Origin of the sequence: Nocardia sp. NPDC047038, assembly GCF_040644075.1 — a bacterium.
Lineage (GTDB): Bacteria > Actinomycetota > Actinomycetes > Mycobacteriales > Mycobacteriaceae > Nocardia > Nocardia sichangensis.
On the sequence record NZ_JBEYVQ010000003.1, the window covers coordinates 608,196 to 624,980 of the forward strand.

Genomic DNA, 16,785 nt, shown 5'->3' on the forward strand with positions numbered 1-16,785 from the left:
CTCAGCGCTCCTCACGGAAGTCGACGTGCCGGCGCACCACCGGATCGTATTTGCGCAGCACGAGGCGGTCGGGGTCGTTGCGGCGATTCTTGCGGGTCACGTAGGTGTACCCGGTGCCTGCCGTGGACTTCAGCTTGACGATCGGGCGGATGTCGGTCGATTTCGACGCCATGGGTCGCTCCTCAGATCTTGTCGCCACGGGCCCGGAGCCGCGCCACCACGGCCTCGATCCCGTCCCGATCGATGGTCTTGATGCCCTTGGCGGAGACGGTCAGCGTGATGCGCCGGTCTTCGCTGGGCAGGTAGTAGGTCTTGCGCTGGATGTTCGGGTTCCAGCGGCGGCTGGTCCGCTTGTGCGAGTGCGACACGGACTTGCCGAATCCGGGCTTGCGCCCGGTGACCTGGCAGTGGGCCGACATCCGGACTCCCTCCAGTAGATGATAATCATTTTCGACAACGACTGCTCGACAATGTACCGTTGCCGTACAGCAAATGAAAATCGTTACTGAAAGGGGTTCCCGGTGGCTGCGGATTCCACCCTGGTCCCACCCGGCTCCGACCGCAGAACGCCCGTGCTGGTGCTCGCCGGTTTCGCCGGACTCGCCGCGGCGGGCGTGGATCGCGCGGCCGCGGTGCTGGGTGCGGCCGCGGGCACCGTCGTGGTCCGCCACGATCTGACCCAGCTGCGGGAGGGCGTCGTGCGTCGCACGGTGCGCACCGCGACGCAGGAGACCTCGGCCGTGCTCGAGCTCGCGCACGGCTGTGTCTCCTGCACCCTGCGGATGGATCTGCTTCCGCTGCTGTGCACCCTTTCCCAGCGGCAGTCGGTGGATCGCATCGTGCTCGCCCTCGACCCCGCGTTCGAGGCCGAGGCGGTGTGCCGTGCCATCGAGCACGTAGTGGTCACCGGCGTGCACGGTCGCATCGACGGCCCGGCCGGGCGCGACGTCCGGGTGGACGCGGTCCTGACCTGCCTGGACGCCGGCGTCTGGCTCGCCGACGCGACCGGCGACGAGACGCTCGCCGAACGCGGTCTCGCGGCCGCCGAGGATGACCGGACGGTGGCGCAGGTCGCGGTCGGGCAGGTGGATTTCGCCGATGCCGTCCTCGTCCTCGGCGCCGCCGCGGACGGAGCGCTGCTCGTCGACGCGGCGGTCGAGCGAGGCAAGCTCGCCGCGGTCCTGGCCAGGCTGGTTCCCGGCGCGCCGATCGCCTGGGTGGACGAGCCGGGTTCCGTCACGCCCGCGCTGGTCGAAACGCTGCTCGCGCGCGTCCCCGCCGATTCGCGCCGGGGGCGGGTCTTCGACGCGCACGCACCGCTTCTGCGTGGCCGGCCGCCCTTGACCAGTGACTACGGCGTCGAACTCGTGGAGTTCGCCGCGGCGCGGCCGTTCCATCCCGCCCGCCTGCACGAGGCGCTCGACGTATTGTTCGACGGCGTCGTGACCGCGCGCGGCCGCCTGTGGCTGGCCACCCAGCCCGACGAGGTGGTGTGGCTTGAATCCGCCGGCGGTGGCCTGCGGGTGGGCGGTGCGGGGCGCTGGCTGGCCGCGATGCCGGAAGCGGAACGGGCCGAGGCACACCCGGAGCGTCTCGCCATGGCCGCCCTGCGCTGGGACGAGCGATTCGGCGACCGGGATGTCTCGCTGTCGATCCTGGTCCACGACGCCGATCCGGCACAGATCCGGGAGGCGCTGCACTGGGCGCTGGTGGAGGACGACGAACTGCGCCTGGTCGAGCGCGCGCCGGAGCGGGTCGCCCGGTGGGAGGACCCGTTCGGCGAGTGGCACGCCGATCCGTGCGCGAGTGACGGGGAGGCGCAGCAGCCCGTGCAGGACCTGAAAACCCCGAAAGGAGAGGCGAAATGAAGAAGGGTATCCATCCGGACTACCACCCGGTGGTCTTCGAGGACGTGAGCACCGGCAAGCGGTTTCTCACCCGGTCCACGGCAACCGGTACGCGCACCGTGGAGTGGGCCGACGGCAACACCTATCCGTTGCTGACGGTGGACGTCACCGCCGATTCGCACCCGTTCTGGACCGGTGCGCACCGCGTGCTGGACGCCCAGGGGCGGGTGGAGAAGTTCGAACGCAAATACGGCAAGCGCGTGCGGAAGGAGGCCTGAGATGGCCGTGCCGAAGCGGAAGATGTCGCGGTCGAACACCCGTAGCCGCCGGTCGAACTGGAAGGCCGCACCGGTGGATCTGGTGGCGGTGACCGTCGGAGGCGTCGTGCGTCGGGTGCCGCGCAGGTTGGTCGCGGCCGTGCGGCGCGGCTTGATCGACGTCGAGAAACTCTGAGCGGTAGGCCCGCACGGAGATCGTAGGAGCTTCCGTGCCCGAGGCTACGAGCGACGGCCGATTGCTCGACCGATGCCGACTTCGCCTCGAACGGGCCGGATGCTGGTCTACTGTCCGGAAACGGGCACGTCGGTGCCCTTCGGAAAAAAATTTCCGGTCGGTTATCGTCCATGTAGCTATCTTCTAGCTATCAATGTGGCCCGCATCACGTCGCACTATTGCGCCGGAAGTGATTGCGGCTGGATAGCCATACGTGGAATCCCGGACTATCGGTCGGTTTTCGGCCGAGGAAAAGTTCGCCGAAAATGATGCGCGCGCAGCCCGATACCGGTACCCTCGTCGTCGAGGGCGGGTTCTCTTGGTTTCCGAGAGAACCCGCTCATCGCCAATTTCGGGGCCGTTCAGCCGGTTTCGCTCGCCCCGTCACTCCCGCTCACCGAGCCGCGCGCGTTCGTCGATCGCGCCGGTGTGGGTTCGGTCTTTCGAGGTCAACGCCGTAGGCCCGGCGTCGCCGCCCGGTGCGCGCCGCTCGCCGTCGTGTCCGGGCAGGCCGGGAAAGTCCGGCAGCAGAGCCTCGAGGCGGGCCAGCTGTTCACCGACAAGCGCCGCGGGACCCTCGATCAGCGACAGCGGCCACGGCCAGTGTCGTCCGTTCCAGCGCTCCACCTGCTCGGTCAGCTCAGCCGTCGTCGCCTCCAGTTCGCTGATCTCGGTACGCAATTCGCCTACTTGCGTTCGCAACTCGACGGATTCGCGCTCCAGCGCGGCTATTCGGGTCAGCGCCGCGGCCAGTCCGTCCACCAGCGTCCGATTCCGGCCGTCCGCGTCGGCGCCCAGCTGCGGCCAGCCGGACAAGTCGGGTCCGCGCAGCTGAATCTGGATGTCGCGCAGCACTGCCTCTTGTTCCGGCGTCACGTCCGGCTCCTCCTGTTCCACGAAATCCCACTGGCCGAAATCGATCGTCTCGGCCTCGTTCACGTCACAGCGCACGCCGCCGACCGTCACCTGGCGGCGCGTCTGATGAATGGCACGCCTGGTCTCCACGTTCGTGCCAGACCAGGCGTCGGTCTGCCACGCCCAGGTCGCGTACCCGGCGTCCAGTGCGCGGCTGACCGCCCAATACCCGCCGTAGATACCGACGTTCGCGCGGCCGAGCACGGTCGCGGCACCGTCCAGATAGGCGTTGACGCGCAACTGGTCCTGTTGGGTCGCGTCGAAATCCGCGGAGAAATAGATCGGCCGGTCCACCCGGCCGCCGCAGCGCAGCACCTGGGCGAGGGCCGCACGCGCGTCGACGATGCCCGCGCCGTAGCCGTCCAGCATCCGCGCGGCCGTGGTCTCCCAGTTCGAGACGAGCGAGATACCATGCGCCCGCAGATCGTTCGCTTCGGACGGAGTGAGCAGCTTGCCGGGCAGGCTCGGGCCGCCGTCGGACAGATACCGCACCACGAAGTCGTACCCTGCCGCCCGAATCGCCGCGCCCCCTGGACGACCCGCGGCGTAATCGAGACCGAAACGCATGGCTTCCACTGTAAGTGGGCCGGGCGAGTGAATCCGTGGCATCGCCGAATCCAGCCCGCCCACGGGGATCGCTCAGCGGAAAACGGTCGATCCGCCCCGAATCGCGCCGCGAAACCGGATCAGCGGGCCGGCTCCAGCTTCGGCCTGCGCGGCTTCGGTGGTGCGGCCAACTCGCGGCGATCCGGTGCGATCAGCACCGCGGAGATCGGCACCGTCAGCGCGAGCAAGCCGATGACGAACATCGGGAACACGAAGTCGAACAGCTCCACGCCGTCGGGCACCTTCGCCGACCGATTGACGTCGAAATGCAACGCGGCCACCGCCGTGTAGTAGGTGGCGGCCACGCCGACGCCGAACAACAGCACCGTCGCGGCGCGGGCCATCGGGAAGCGCAAGGTCTGGAACAGCCACAACGTCGCCGTCGCGGTGATCACCCCGATCACGGCGGAGACGACGGCCAGCCAGGTCGTCACGCCCACCGAACCCTGGATCTCCAGTGAGCCGATGCCGAGGTAGTGCGTGACGCCGATGCCGAGGCCGAGTACCAAGCCGCCGGGCAGCAGCAGCGCGAGCCGGGGCGTGCGCCCGATGATCAGCAGTGCCGCGAAGACGGCCACGATGGACACCACCAGCGCCGCGACCAGCCTGCCCGGGTCGTAACGCATCGCGCTGCCGGGCACTTTCAGGCCCAGCATGGCCACCGAGGTGGCCAGCCACGCACCGACGCCGCCCAGCGATATCGCCGCCGAAACCAGCCACACCAGCCGGAACTGGACCGAGCGCGCGCCGTGCAAGATGCAGGCGAGGCCGACCACCGCGCCGAGGACGGAAATGCCCACCGACAGCCCGACCAGCCAATAGCCGAGCGCGAACTGGTCGACGGACGTGGTGGCGGCACTACCCGCGGCCAGCACCGCGACCTCACGCATGGCGGGCCGTTCCTTCCAGTTCGCTGGCCTTCAGCTGGGCGATCGCGTACTCGGTGACCGCGGCGAGCGCCTGGCGCACCTCGATCGCGTTGCGCGCGTCGATGTCCACGATCGGGACGCCTTCGCGCACCGAGAGCGCCTCGCGCAGTTCCGCGATGGGGAAACGCGGTGCGTCGGGGAAGCGGTTGACCGCGATCAGGAACGGCAGCTTGCGCGCCTCGAAGAAGTCGACCGCGGCGAAGCTGTCCTCCAGCCGCCTGGTGTCGATCAGCACCACGGCGCCGATCGCGCCGCGGATCAGATCGTCCCACATGAACCAGAACCGCCGCTGGCCGGGCGTGCCGAACAGGTAGAGCACCAGGTTGCCGGGCAGGATGATCCGGCCGAAGTCCATGGCGACCGTGGTGGTCTCCTTCTCCGGCGTCTCGGCGAGATCATCGATGCCGTCGGAGTAGCGGGTCACCATCGCCTCGGTGCGCAGCGGAACGATTTCCGAGACCGCGCCGACGAACGTGGTCTTACCCGCGCCGAAGCCACCCGCGACGACGATCTTCGTCGAGGCGACCCGGTTCTCGAAGCCATCCGGGCCGGGGGCGTTGCCCGATCCGAGATTTCCACTTGGCCCGGGGTGTCCACTGGGCCCCGGATTCCTATAGGGCGCGGAGTCCACGCAATGTCCTTTCCATCAGGGAACGGCGCTCGTCATAGCTCGCCTCTTCGGTCAGGGTCGAATGCACGCGCATGGTGCCGTCGACGACCAGGTCGCCGATCACCACACGGACCATGCCGAGCGGCCGGTCCAGATGTGCCGCGATCTCCGCGACCGACAACCGATGCGTGCCGAGTCGCAGTATCTCGGTACGGATGTCGCCGGTCGGCCAGTCGAGATGTGCAGTGTACGACAAGGTTTCGATGACCGCCTCCAACGGCAGGTCGATCGCGGGTTCGGTGCGCCCCGAGGTCAGGGCGTAAGGCCGGACGCGCGTGGTGGGTCGTGGTCCGGGACCGTATGGGTTGGACATCTCACGCTCAGACAGCGGTGCGCGCGGTGGCGGTGACCACCGAGCCCACCCGATCGACCAGCAGTGCCATCTCGTAGCCGATCCGGCCGATGTCGTGCGTCTTGTTCGCCAGCACGGCCAGATGCGAGCCGTTTCCGACGCTCATCACCAGCAGGTAGCCGCGCTGCATCTCCACGATGGACTGCATCACCTTGCCGCCGTCGAACAGCGACGCCGCGCCCATGGAAAGGCTGGCGAGTCCGGCGGTGACGGCGGAGAGCTGTTCGGCACGGTCGCTGGGCAGGTGCGGACTGGTGGCCTGCAACAAGCCGTCCGCCGATACGAGCACCGCATGGGACACGCCGGGCACATCGCGGGTGAAGCGGGCGACCAGCCAGTTCAGATTCTCGTCCGTGGTGCTGTTTTTCGCGTTGGTCATGCAAGCCCTCCGTCGTTGTACTGCGCATTGGCCCGCCCGCTGCGGACCCCACTGAGATGCCTGGTCAAATTGTTGCGGATTTCTTCCGGATCGCGCGGGCCCGCGTCGTCCGCGGGCGCCAGGCCGCCGGGCACCAACTGGGCGCCCGGCCTGCGAATCGGCAGCCCGCCGACAGTGCGTGCGGTGGTGGTCGGATGGCTGGCATCCTCGGCGGCCAGCCAGCCCGCGTCACCAGGCGAGGACCACGAGCTTTCCGGCGATTGCGAGGTCGAGGGCTCGACCAGCCATTCCGAGACCATGCGTTGATAGATAGGGGTCGGGGAGGCGCCTGCGACCGGCTGCAACCGGGAGGAAGTCACCGTCGCGGGTTCCGGCGCCGCCTCCTGCGGTGGCTCGGCGGGCGCGGCCGGTTTCCGGATGGGCAGACCGGAGCGGGCGGTGGTCTGCGGCGCGGGCGGCTGGCTCGGCACGGTGGGTGTGGGACCGGTCGTCGGCTCGTCGTCCTTGACCTCGGTCCACAGATCGGTGCGGGTGGGCTGCTGCTCGACGGCGTGCTCTCCCGCGGTGGGCGTCACCGCGGCGAACGGACCGGTGGGTGTGCGGTCGTCCGCGCGCGGCGTGAGCACCGGCCACGGCTGGGTGGCGGGCTGATCCGCCGGGTTGACCGCCCGCCCGACCGGCGTGGAGACCGTGGGCTGGTCGGGAGTGTCGGCGACGCGGATGGCCGGACGGCGCTGCGGCAGGCCGGAACTCGTCACGCCGAAACGCGCGGTGTCGCGCTGGGGCAGGCTCGGCACCGGAACCAGGTTGCGCGGCTGCGCGCCGGTGGGCGGCGTGACCAGGGAGGGCAGCTGGTGCTCTGCGGTGATATCGAGCGGCTTGCCCGCCGGATCGGTGACGTCCATCGGCGGCGCGACCAGCGCGCCGGGTAGGTGCACGCTTGCGGTGATGCCCGGCTGCTGCGCCATCGTGGACGTGCGGCGCAGGCTGACCGTGATGGTGTGCCGCTTGGCGAGGCGGCCCACGACGAACAGGCCCATGCGGCGCGCGGTCTCGACGGTGACCTCACCACCGGAGGCGAGCCGGTCGTTGGTCGTCTGCAGGTCTTCCAGGGACATGCCGAGGCCGCGGTCGGTGATCTCGATCAGGTAGCCGCCGTCCACCGCGCGCGAAACCATCACGGTGACCGGCGTGGTCGGCGGGGAGTACCGCAGCGCGTTGTCGATCAACTCGGCGAGCAGGTGCTCGATGTCGACGGCCGGCTCGCCCGCGACGATGCCGTCGGGCACCGCGCCGATCTCGACGCGCTGGTAGTCCTCCACCTGGGAAACCGCGCTCCACAGCATGTCCGACAGCGGCACCGGGTGCAGCTGGCCGCGGCGCAAGGCGGTACCGGCGAGCACCAGCAGGTTGTCGCCGTTACGGCGCATGCGGGTGGCCAGGTGGTCGAGGCGGAACAGGCTCTGCAACCGGTCGGTGTCGTCCTCGTCGTGCTCGAGGTCCTCGATCAGCGCCAGCTGCTGCTCGACCAGCGATTGGCTGCGGCGCGAGAGGGTCTCGAACATGTTCCCGATCTGCAGGCGCAGACGGGCCTGGTCGGCGGCGAGGTTGAGCGCCTGCTCGTGGATCTCGTCCACGGCGCGGGCCAGCTGGCCGATCTCGTCGGTGGAGTGCACCGCGACCGGGGTGATCTCGGGCGTGGTGCCGCCCGCGCGCACCACGGCGAGTTCGTCGGGCAGCTTGATGTGCGCGACCTCGAGCGCGTCCCGCCGCAGGCGGCGGACCGGGACGACCAGGGTACGAGCGACCGAGAGCGCCAGGGCGAGACCCGCGAGCAGCATGCCGATGACGATCGTCGTCTCGCGCAGCGCACCGGCTTGCGCTTCGGTGGTGCGCGCGGCCAAGGCGCTGTCGATGGTGTCGATCAGCTGCGCGGTGGTCTTCTCATAGGTGTCCGAGCTGATCAGCAGCGAATCGACGACAGCGGGATTGGTCGCCGGATCGGCGGCGTTCTGGCTGAAGGTGCCGAGACGCGTCTGCACCGCGTCCAGCAGCGGGCGCATGTTGCCCGCGTAGTCCGGCAGGATCTGCGCGTACTGGTAGATCATCGTGATCTCGGCGCCCGCGGCGACCAGCACGCGGGGCCGCACGCTCGGGTTGCGGCCCGCGTCCGGCGAGCCGATCAGCATGCGCTGCTGGGTGAGCACGCGCCGCGCGGTCTGCACCGAAGCCAGCTGCAGGAAGTACCGCTGGATGACCAGGTCGTCCACCGACGGCGAGAGCGCGAGCGCGTTGCCGATGCGGACCATGATCTCGTCGGACTGCTCGCCGACCATGGCGGGCGAGCCGTTGCGCAGGCTGTTGCGCATCGTGGTGCCGGTGGCGATGGCCGAGGCGAGTTCGGAGGTGACCCGGCCGCTGACCTTGGTGGTCTGCAAGGCGGCTTCCAGTTCGGCCAGTGCCTGGTCGAACTTCGTCAGCGCGGCGTCGGTCTGCGGGTCCGCGGCGTTGCCCCAGGTGGCGGTCGCGGTGACGCCGAGTTGCTCGGTGGCCGAACCGAACTTGACGATCGGCCGGATGATGATGGCTTGTTCGGTCGCCGCGTCCAACTGCGACATGGTACGCAGTTCGTTGTTGATTCGGAGCACGGCGAAGACCGTCGCCAGCAGCACCGGAAGCACCAGCACCACGCCAACCTTGCGGGTGACCGACCAGTTCGACAGGCTGAATTGCCAGGACCGCGGTGCAGCTTCCATCCGCTTCCGTCGCCTCCGCTTCACCAGTGACCTCGGGCGCGCGTGGCTGTTCGGTATTGATTCAACCCGCAAAGAACCAACTAGAGGTCTTCTTTTTACCGCACGGAACATACCGTGCAGAGTGGTCATCGGCAATCCGGGGGAGCCGCTGCGCAAATTACCGAATATGGCTATAGAGAACGAGTTTCGCGGTGGAATGCGTAAGGGACGCGTCAACTTCTCCGCGGGGCCTTGGAAGACCCTGGTCACCCCCGGTTGACGGGGGCGACGCGCCGTGGCGTGTCGTGGCTGCTCACCACGGCGTGTCGGGAGCGCCCTCTCAGTTACCTCTCAGTCGGTGCGGTCAAACTGGTGGCATGCGCATTCTGGTGGTCGATGACGATCGGGCGGTCCGGGAATCGCTGCGCCGGTCGCTCACCTTCAACGGCTACTCCGTCGATCTCGCGGTGGACGGTGTGGACGCGCTGGAGAAGGCAACTGTCCAGCGACCCGACGCGCTCGTCCTGGACGTGATGATGCCCCGGCTGGACGGGCTCGAGGTCTGCCGCCGTCTCCGGAGCACGGGCGATGATTTGCCGATACTGGTTCTCACCGCGCGGGATTCGGTATCGGAGCGGGTCGCCGGGCTCGATGCCGGGGCGGACGACTATTTGCCGAAGCCGTTCGCGCTGGAGGAACTGCTGGCCAGGCTGCGCGCGCTGTTGCGGCGCACGGCCGCGGGCCCGGGGGACGCGTCGGAGGCGATGAAGTTCGCCGACCTGTCGCTGGATCCGGTGACCCGCGAGGTGTCCCGCGGCGCCAGGCAGATCAGTCTCACTCGTACCGAGTTCTCACTGCTGGAAATGCTGATGGCGAACCCGCGCCGCGTGCTCACCCGTAGCCGCATTCTCGAGGAAGTCTGGGGCTACGATTTCCCGACCTCGGGTAACGCGCTCGAGGTCTACATCGGTTATCTGCGCCGCAAAACCGAGGCCGAGAGCGAGCCGCGGCTGATCCACACGGTGCGCGGCGTCGGCTATGTGCTGCGTGAAACGCCGCCGTAGGTCTCGGTCATGGCACGAACACCTCCCAAGCGTCCCGCCGTCGCCGCACTCGGCCAGCGTCCGTCCGAGTCCGTGGACATGCGGCCGCCCATGCCGTTGACGCGGTCGGTCTCCTTGCGGTGGCGGGTGACGCTGCTGGCCGCCTCCGTGGTGGCGATCGCGGTGGCGGTCACCTCGATCGCGGCGTACGCGCTGGTGGCGCGCGCGTTGTACGCCGACGTGGACGCCCAGTTGCGCAGCCGGTCCACGGCGGTGATCGCCAGCAACCCGTACGGGTTCAACAACCTGAATCTGATGGTCGCCGCCGCCTTCTACGACGACACCGGCATCGCGCTGATCTATCCCGATCTGCGGCGCTGGCTGCCGCCGCAGTCCACCGATCCGCCGGTGGGGCCGCAGGAGGTGGCCGTGGCCCGCGGGGAACGCAGTTCGTCGCTGCGCACCGACGGCGATCAGCGCGTGCTCGCGGTCTATACCAACTCCGGTGCGACGCTGGTCATCTCCCAGCGCCTGGACCGCACCAGGGAGGTGCTCGACCGGCTCGCCTGGCTGTTGTTCGTGGTCGGCGGCTGCGGCGTCATACTGGCCGCCGCGGCGGGCACGGCGGTCGGCCGCACGGGCCTGCGGCCCATCGCGCGGCTGACGGCGGCCACCGAGCGCATCGCCCGGACCGACGACCTGACCCCGATCCCGGTGACCGGTGACGACGAACTGGCAAGGCTCACAGAGAGTTTCAACACGATGCTGCGCGCGCTCACGGAGTCGCGCGACCGGCAGCGCAGGCTCGTCGCCGACGCCGGGCACGAGCTGCGCACGCCGCTGACGTCCCTACGGACCAACATGGAACTGCTCATCGCGTCGAGCCGTCCCGGCGCTCCGCGCATCCCGGACGAGGACATGGCCGGACTGCGCGCCGACGTGATGGCGCAGATCGAGGAGTTGTCCACGCTCGTGGGCGACCTGGTCGATCTCGCGCGGGAGGACGCGCCGGAGACCGTCTACGAGCGCGTGGATCTGGGCGAGGTCGTGGAACGCGCGCTCGAGCGCGCCCGCCGTCGCCGCACCGGCATCGAGTTCATCGCCGACCTACGGCCGTGGTTCGTCTACGGGCACGAGGCGGGCTTGGAGCGTGCGGTGCTGAACGTGCTCGACAACGCGGCCAAGTGGAGCCCGGCGGGCGCGCAGGTGCGCATTCTGATGCGGGAGAGCGGCCCGGGGTTGCTGGAGCTGTCCATCGACGACGCCGGTCCCGGTATTCCGGCGGGGGAACGCGAGCTGGTGTTCGAGCGTTTCTATCGGGTCATGTCGTCGCGATCGATGCCGGGCTCGGGCCTCGGCCTGGCGATCGTCAAACAGGTGGTGACGAAACACGGCGGTACGATCGCCATTGATACCTCGCAACGCGGCGGCGCCGTCGTTCGCATCGTGTTGCCCGGCGAGCCGGGCGCGCCGGTATCCGATTGACGCAATAGCGAGCGGCGGAACTCCATTTCCGACACAATCTCGAGTTCTGTGCGGAATATTCGTCGTCGGTGAGGTATTTCGGACAATGCTCCGATTGGTTTGCGGCAGGATTTGAGACATCAAGTTGCTGGTGATTCTATTTAGCACCGGCTCCTTGGCAGCTCTCGGAAAACTGAAAGCGCGGTCTCAGTCCGCTCTCAGTCCCCGCGGCCAACCTGGACGAGACGTGAGCAGAAACGAGGAGTCCATGACCGAGGATTCGAAGGATCGCCGGGAGCCGGGAGCGCCGGACGCGAGCGCGTTCGGGCCGGGGGAGGCGCACGCCCCCGGTTACGGCCCGCAGGCAGCGCAGCATCCCACCGCGCAGTTCCCTCCCCAGCACCATCCGGCCGCGCCGTTCCCCGGGTATCCGGCGTCCTTCGGTCCACCGGCCGACGCCACGCAACCGCACGGCCCCTACGGCGCGCCGCCCGCACCGGCCCGGCGTCCGTTCCGCGCGGGCCTCGCCGCGGGCGCGGTCGCGCTCGCGCTGGTCAGCGGCGGTATCGGCGGTGCGGTCGGTGCGCTGGTCACGCACGGCGACGACGGTCGGGCACCGGTGACCAACGCGCTGGACGCTCCGAAGCCGAACGTGAGCAACGCCGTGAACGCTCCGGCCGGTTCCACCCAGGCGGTCGCGCAGAAGGTGCTGCCCAGCGTCGTGATGATCAAGGTGGCCAGCAGTAAGGCCGAGGGGGAGGGTTCCGGGGTGATCCTGTCCTCCGACGGCCTGATCCTGACCAACAACCACGTCGCCGCGGGCGGCGGGCCCAGCGCCAAGATGGAGGTCGTGTTCTCCGACGGCAGCAGCGCGCCCGCCACGCTGGTCGGCGCCGATCCGGTTTCCGACCTGGCCGTCATCAAGGTATCCGGGAAGACCGGCCTCACTCCCATCGAGCTGGGTGGCTCGGCGAATCTGCAAGTCGGCCAGCCGGTCGTCGCGATCGGGTCGCCGCTCGGCCTTGCGGGCACGGTCACCACGGGCATCGTGTCGGCGCTGAACCGGCCCGTCATGACCACCGGCGACGGAAGCGAGGCGGGCGCCGCGGTCAGCCCGGTGATCGACGCCATCCAGACCGATGCCGCGATCAACCCGGGCAACTCGGGTGGCGCGCTGGTGGACGGCAGCGGCAAGCTGATCGGCATCAACACCGCCATCGCGACGCTCGGGCCCGCCGAGACAGCGGGCGGCCAGACCGGATCGATCGGACTCGGGTTCGCGATCCCCGTCGATCAGGCGCGCCGGGTGGCCGACGAACTGATCAAGACCGGCAAGGCCACCTACGCGCAGATCGGGATCACGGTGTCGCGGCAGCAGGACCCGGCACAGCAGGTTTCCGGCGCGAAGGTTCGCGACGTCACGGCGGACGGCCCCGCCGCGCGCGCGAGCATCCCCCCGGGGGCGGTCGTGACGAAGGTCGACGACCGCCCGATCGATTCCGGGAACGCGCTCGTCGCCGCGGTGCGCTCGCATCAACCGGGAGACAAGGTGAAAGTCACCTATACCGATGATCAAGGCAACAATGCCAAGACCGTCGAGGTGACTCTCTCCGGCGCGCCGGCGGACGGCGGCCGGTGATGCGCGCGGTGCCCGGCGGGCCTGGGCCGATGATCGATGTGGACGCCGACGTTCTCGGTGCGGCCGCCGAGTTGCTGGACGCAGGCGCTACGGTGAGCACCATGGAAATCGATGCTCCTGTGGCGGGGCGTGCTCTGGTGGTGGTCGTGGACGATCGGACGGCGCATGGAGGTGTTGACTCGCTCGGCCCGCTGGTCACCGAGCTGCTCACCGAAGCGGGTTTCCTCGTGGACGCGTCGGTGTCGGTGCAGGCCGACGAGGTCGAGATCCGCAACGCGCTCAATACGGCGGTGATCGGCGGCGTCGATCTGGTGATCTCCGTCGGCGGTACGGGCATGTCCCCGCGCGACGTGACGCCGGAGGCCACCTCGCAGGTGCTCGACCGCGAGTTGCCGGGGATCAGCGAAGCCCTTCGTTCCTCCGGCCGGGTGGCAGGCTCGCTGGACGCGGGCCTCTCCCGCGGTGTGGCAGGCGTGTCCGGAAGCACCCTGGTGGTCAACCTGCCCGGCACCCGTTCCGCCGTTCGCGACGGCATGGCGACGCTCGGCCCTCTCGCCAGCCGGGTGATCGGTGAACTCTCCGGATTGGTCGAGTAATCACCGCCCCCACGCCTTCTGAACACCCTCGCCCGGCGGCTCGCCGGGCGAGGGATGCCGCGCGCTTGGCGAAGGTCTTCGGCGACGCGCTGCCCGACACCACCGCCGACGAGCGCGACGAACGCGACGACGTCCGGTCCGCTGACGACTGGCTGCGCGCCCAGGTTCCCCCACATCACGGCTGAGACCGTTATCTACGTAGTAGCTACGTAGTCCTTGTCCCGGCTTCGAAACACGCCAGTGATCATTTCTGACCGGAAGTAATCCGGACGAGATCCTTACGGTCGTGTCCCGTATCCGTACGCTGGCCCTTCTGTGCCGCCATCTCGGTTTTCTCACCTGAACCGGCTGTAGCGAACCGGTATTTATGCACGTCAAGCCATATTCGGATGTGCGCAAGTGTGATGCGGGTCACCTTGAACTTTACGAAACTTTTCGTTGCGGCGGTCGTTACGAACCGTTTAATCTCCCATCGAGCCATTCACAATGGGACCCGCGGTCGTGGGTGCCGGCACGCGTGAAAGCCCACTCGGCGGAACCCGGCTCGGTTCCGTTGCCTCCCTGCCCGTTGCGCCGAAATAACAACCGGTTACACATCGGCAACAAAGGGGCGACACACTGAGCTGGGCCTGAGAGGACCACTGTCCAGCCTCGATGGTCGAGGTTGACTGTTTGAACCTGATGAGGGGAAGTATGAGCGAGAACCGCACCAAAGGTCTGCGCCGCGGTGCCCGCGTCGCGGGCGTAGGCGCTGCCGCGGCTGTTGCCATGGGCCTGCTTTCGACCGGTGCCGCCAATGCCGATACCTTCGTGCCGTTGCCGGACGGCCAGAAGGTGGGGCCGGGCGTGACGATCACCCGGAACGGAGAGCGGGCCCTGATTTCGCCGTCGCTGGCGGCCAACGGCGCAGGCCGGGTGGTCTGGGTGTCGGGCAACGCCGTCGCCGATGTCGCCGAGACGCCGGAAGGCACCGTCGGCCCCAACAACGGTCCGACGGGCAACCCCGGAACCAACAACTCCTCGACGCATGGTTCGTCGCAGTTGAGCACCGGTTACATCGTCGGCTGCCAGGTCAGCATCGCCGACGACGCGATCTCCGCCGGTGTGTCGGGCAGCGTGAACCTCAGCGGCGCGAGCGCGGGCGGTTCGATCGGCGTCAACCTCGGTCCCGGCGAAGTGAAGTTCGTCCAGATCGACTACAAGGACATCCTCAAGGCCGGTGTCTACTCCGTCGAATACCAGGATGCCGAGATCCAGATTCAGGGCTGCGCGGGTTACGCGCAGGCGCGTTCGTACACGGTCGTCGAGATCATCGGCGATCACTACTCGAAGACCACCCTCTACGGGATGCCGTTCAGCATCGGCTGACGTCTGTCGAATCCAACGAACCATCTTCCCGCTGAAGCGGACTCAACCCTCGAGGGATATCAAACCATGATCAACCGTAAGAACCTGGCGCGGATGGCCGGCCTCGGCGCCGCTGCCACCATCGCCATGGGCCTGTTCTCCACCGGTGCGGCGAATGCCGACACCTTCGTTCCGTTGCCGGGTGGGGAGCTGACCAAGACGTTGTCCGATGGCACCGTTGTGACCATCCGTCTGGTCGGCGAATCGGCCAACATCAGCCCGTCCATGGGCGCTACACCCTTGCACCGCAACGCATGGGTCTCGGGCAGCGCGCAGGTCGAGCTCTCCGGCGCGGCCGGGGGCAAGATCTTCCCGGGTTACACCGTGGGCTGCCAGGTGAATATCGCTGGTGGCGGTGCCACCGGTGGTGTGGATGGCAATCTGGACTGGAGCGACGGCCAGAATGTCACCGGTGGCGTGGGTGCCAACTCCGGTGGCAACCTCTCGCTCGGCCCCGGCCAGGCGAAGTCGTTCTATGTGCTCGATTTGGAGCAGGCCGACGATTTCGGTAACGAGACGCACAAGACCCGTAATGCCTTCAAGGGCACGAGTGGTTCGGTGACGTGGGCTGATGAGACCATCGGTCTCAACGGCTGCGGCGGCTATGCCCAGGCGCGGGCCTTTGTCAGCGTCGAGGTCGAGACCGACAATGTCATCACGTGGGTGACGTTGTGGGGACAGCCCTTCAGCCTCGGCTGAGTGAACCGCGGGTGAAAAACCCATAGCGACAGATGAAATGGACCCCTCGCAGCGCGGCGGGTCCATTTCGTCATGAATTCAACTGTGCCGCATGGGCTGCGCGATCCTAGTCGGATCCGTTACTTCGCGAGACGAATTGCCTGAATTTCCGGAAAAGTCTGGTTGATACCGAATAGCATTGTTTCGTCCGAGATCGCTCGATGACGCGATGGGCCAGCGGAACGTCTGGTGGACAACACATTCCACTGCGTGCCGTCGGCTTTGGAGGGACACGTCCCGCCTCGACACCCTGGGGCGGGCGGATGCAACCTGATGAGGAAAAACATGAGCAAGTACCGCATCAACGGTCTGTCTCGAGGCGTCCGCGTCGCGGGCGCCGCCGCCGTGGCGGCCGTAGCTACCGGTCTGTTGTCGACCGGCGCTGCCAATGCCGATACCTTCGTGCCGTTGCCGGACGGTCACAAGGCAGGACCTGGCGTGAACATCGCTCGCACCGGTGAGCGCGCCCTGATCTCCCCATCCCTTGCCGCGAACGGTGCCGGCCGTGTCGTGTGGGTTTCGGGGAACGCTATCGCCGATGTAGCCGTCACCCCCGAAGGAACGATCGGGCCGAACAACGGTCCGACCGGGAATCCGGGAACGAATAATTCGTCCACTCACGGTGCCTCGCAGTTGAGCACCGGTTACGTCGTCGGCTGCCAGGTCAGCATCGCCGACGACGCGATCTCCGCCGGTGTGTCGGGCAGCGTGAATCTCAGCGGCGCGAGCGCCGGTGGTTCGATCGGCGTCAACCTCGGTCCCGGCGAGGTCAAGTTCGTTCAGATCGATTACAAGGACATCCTGAAGCCGGGTGTGTACTCGGTGGAGTATCAGGATGCCGAGATCCAGATCCAGGGCTGCGCGGGTTACGCGCAGGCGCGTTCGTACACGGTCGTCGAGATCATCGGCGATCACTACTCGAAGACCACCCTCTACGGGATGCCGTTCAGCATCGGCTGACGCGGGTCGGATC

At 68.0% G+C, this 16,785-nt stretch carries 18 protein-coding genes; 10 read left to right on the top strand and 8 right to left on the bottom strand.

All coding sequences use genetic code 11. The features are described 5' to 3' along the window. Position 1: 1 nt before the first annotated feature. On the bottom strand, positions 2-172 hold the full coding sequence (rpmG, locus tag ABZ824_RS16000) for a 50S ribosomal protein L33 (protein WP_327110225.1): 171 nt from the start codon (positions 170-172) through the stop codon (positions 2-4). Between the two features lie 10 nt (positions 173-182). Beyond that, the gene (gene rpmB / locus ABZ824_RS16005; protein WP_356963831.1) at positions 183-419 is read right to left on the bottom strand and encodes a 50S ribosomal protein L28; all 237 of its coding nucleotides are present in this window, start codon (positions 417-419) and stop codon (positions 183-185) included. Between the two features lie 102 nt (positions 420-521). On the opposite strand from rpmB, the gene ABZ824_RS16010 reads away from it, so the two are divergent. From ABZ824_RS16010 to rpmF, 3 genes are read left to right on the top strand one after another with little or no spacing between them, the layout of a single operon-like run. Beyond that, on the top strand, positions 522-1,868 hold the full coding sequence (locus tag ABZ824_RS16010; protein ID WP_356963832.1) for a GTP-binding protein: 1,347 nt from the start codon (positions 522-524) through the stop codon (positions 1,866-1,868). Next, the gene (locus tag ABZ824_RS16015) at positions 1,865-2,125 is read left to right on the top strand and encodes a type B 50S ribosomal protein L31 (protein ID WP_356963833.1); all 261 of its coding nucleotides are present in this window, start codon (positions 1,865-1,867) and stop codon (positions 2,123-2,125) included. Before ABZ824_RS16010 ends, ABZ824_RS16015 begins: the two co-directional genes overlap by 4 nt. A gap of 1 nt (position 2,126) precedes the next feature. Further along, on the top strand, positions 2,127-2,300 hold the full coding sequence (gene rpmF, locus ABZ824_RS16020) for a 50S ribosomal protein L32 (protein WP_355074628.1): 174 nt from the start codon (positions 2,127-2,129) through the stop codon (positions 2,298-2,300). 423 nt (positions 2,301-2,723) lie between these two features. Here the strand turns inward: rpmF and ABZ824_RS16025 are convergent, their stop codons facing one another. The 6 genes from ABZ824_RS16025 to ABZ824_RS16050 form a co-directional block, all read right to left on the bottom strand. Continuing rightward, a complete protein-coding gene (locus tag ABZ824_RS16025; protein WP_356963834.1) occupies positions 2,724-3,821 on the bottom strand; it encodes a glycoside hydrolase domain-containing protein in 1,098 nt (365 codons plus the stop codon). Between the two features lie 119 nt (positions 3,822-3,940). Beyond that, complete coding sequence (locus ABZ824_RS16030) at positions 3,941-4,750, bottom strand: MHYT domain-containing protein (RefSeq protein WP_356963835.1); 810 nt, start codon at positions 4,748-4,750, stop codon at positions 3,941-3,943. After that, entirely contained in the window at positions 4,743-5,300 is a 558-nt protein-coding gene (locus ABZ824_RS16035; RefSeq protein ID WP_039801302.1) for an ATP/GTP-binding protein, read from the bottom strand. The genes ABZ824_RS16030 and ABZ824_RS16035 overlap by 8 nt, the downstream gene beginning before the upstream one ends. A gap of 100 nt (positions 5,301-5,400) precedes the next feature. Further along, on the bottom strand, positions 5,401-5,772 hold the full coding sequence (locus ABZ824_RS16040) for a DUF742 domain-containing protein (RefSeq protein WP_040782732.1): 372 nt from the start codon (positions 5,770-5,772) through the stop codon (positions 5,401-5,403). A gap of 7 nt (positions 5,773-5,779) precedes the next feature. After that, positions 5,780-6,190, bottom strand: a complete 411-nt coding sequence (locus ABZ824_RS16045; protein WP_355074622.1) for a roadblock/LC7 domain-containing protein — start codon at positions 6,188-6,190, stop codon at positions 5,780-5,782. Then, complete coding sequence (locus ABZ824_RS16050) at positions 6,187-8,946, bottom strand: ATP-binding protein (RefSeq protein ID WP_356963836.1); 2,760 nt, start codon at positions 8,944-8,946, stop codon at positions 6,187-6,189. The genes ABZ824_RS16045 and ABZ824_RS16050 overlap by 4 nt, the downstream gene beginning before the upstream one ends. A gap of 356 nt (positions 8,947-9,302) precedes the next feature. On the opposite strand from ABZ824_RS16050, the gene ABZ824_RS16055 reads away from it, so the two are divergent. The 7 genes from ABZ824_RS16055 (at position 9,303) to ABZ824_RS16085 (ending at position 16,772) form a co-directional block, all read left to right on the top strand. Further along, entirely contained in the window at positions 9,303-9,989 is a 687-nt protein-coding gene (locus ABZ824_RS16055) for a response regulator transcription factor (protein WP_356963837.1), read from the top strand. A gap of 78 nt (positions 9,990-10,067) precedes the next feature. Then, positions 10,068-11,453: a HAMP domain-containing sensor histidine kinase gene (locus tag ABZ824_RS16060; protein ID WP_355075036.1), complete on the top strand. Its 1,386-nt coding sequence runs from the start codon at positions 10,068-10,070 to the stop codon at positions 11,451-11,453. A gap of 247 nt (positions 11,454-11,700) precedes the next feature. Continuing rightward, positions 11,701-13,071, top strand: coding sequence for a trypsin-like peptidase domain-containing protein (locus tag ABZ824_RS16065; RefSeq protein ID WP_356963838.1), 1,371 nt, complete (start codon positions 11,701-11,703; stop codon positions 13,069-13,071). Between the two features lie 29 nt (positions 13,072-13,100). After that, on the top strand, positions 13,101-13,667 hold the full coding sequence (locus ABZ824_RS16070; protein ID WP_355074614.1) for a MogA/MoaB family molybdenum cofactor biosynthesis protein: 567 nt from the start codon (positions 13,101-13,103) through the stop codon (positions 13,665-13,667). 693 nt (positions 13,668-14,360) lie between these two features. Then, positions 14,361-15,035, top strand: coding sequence for an MspA family porin (locus ABZ824_RS16075; RefSeq protein ID WP_355074612.1), 675 nt, complete (start codon positions 14,361-14,363; stop codon positions 15,033-15,035). Between the two features lie 66 nt (positions 15,036-15,101). Further along, positions 15,102-15,773 carry an MspA family porin gene (locus ABZ824_RS16080; protein ID WP_356963839.1) on the top strand — a complete coding sequence of 224 codons (672 nt, stop codon included), beginning with the start codon at positions 15,102-15,104 and terminating at the stop codon, positions 15,771-15,773. Positions 15,774-16,097: 324 nt separating this feature from the next. Then, the gene (locus tag ABZ824_RS16085; RefSeq protein ID WP_355074608.1) at positions 16,098-16,772 is read left to right on the top strand and encodes an MspA family porin; all 675 of its coding nucleotides are present in this window, start codon (positions 16,098-16,100) and stop codon (positions 16,770-16,772) included. Positions 16,773-16,785: the final 13 nt, after the last annotated feature.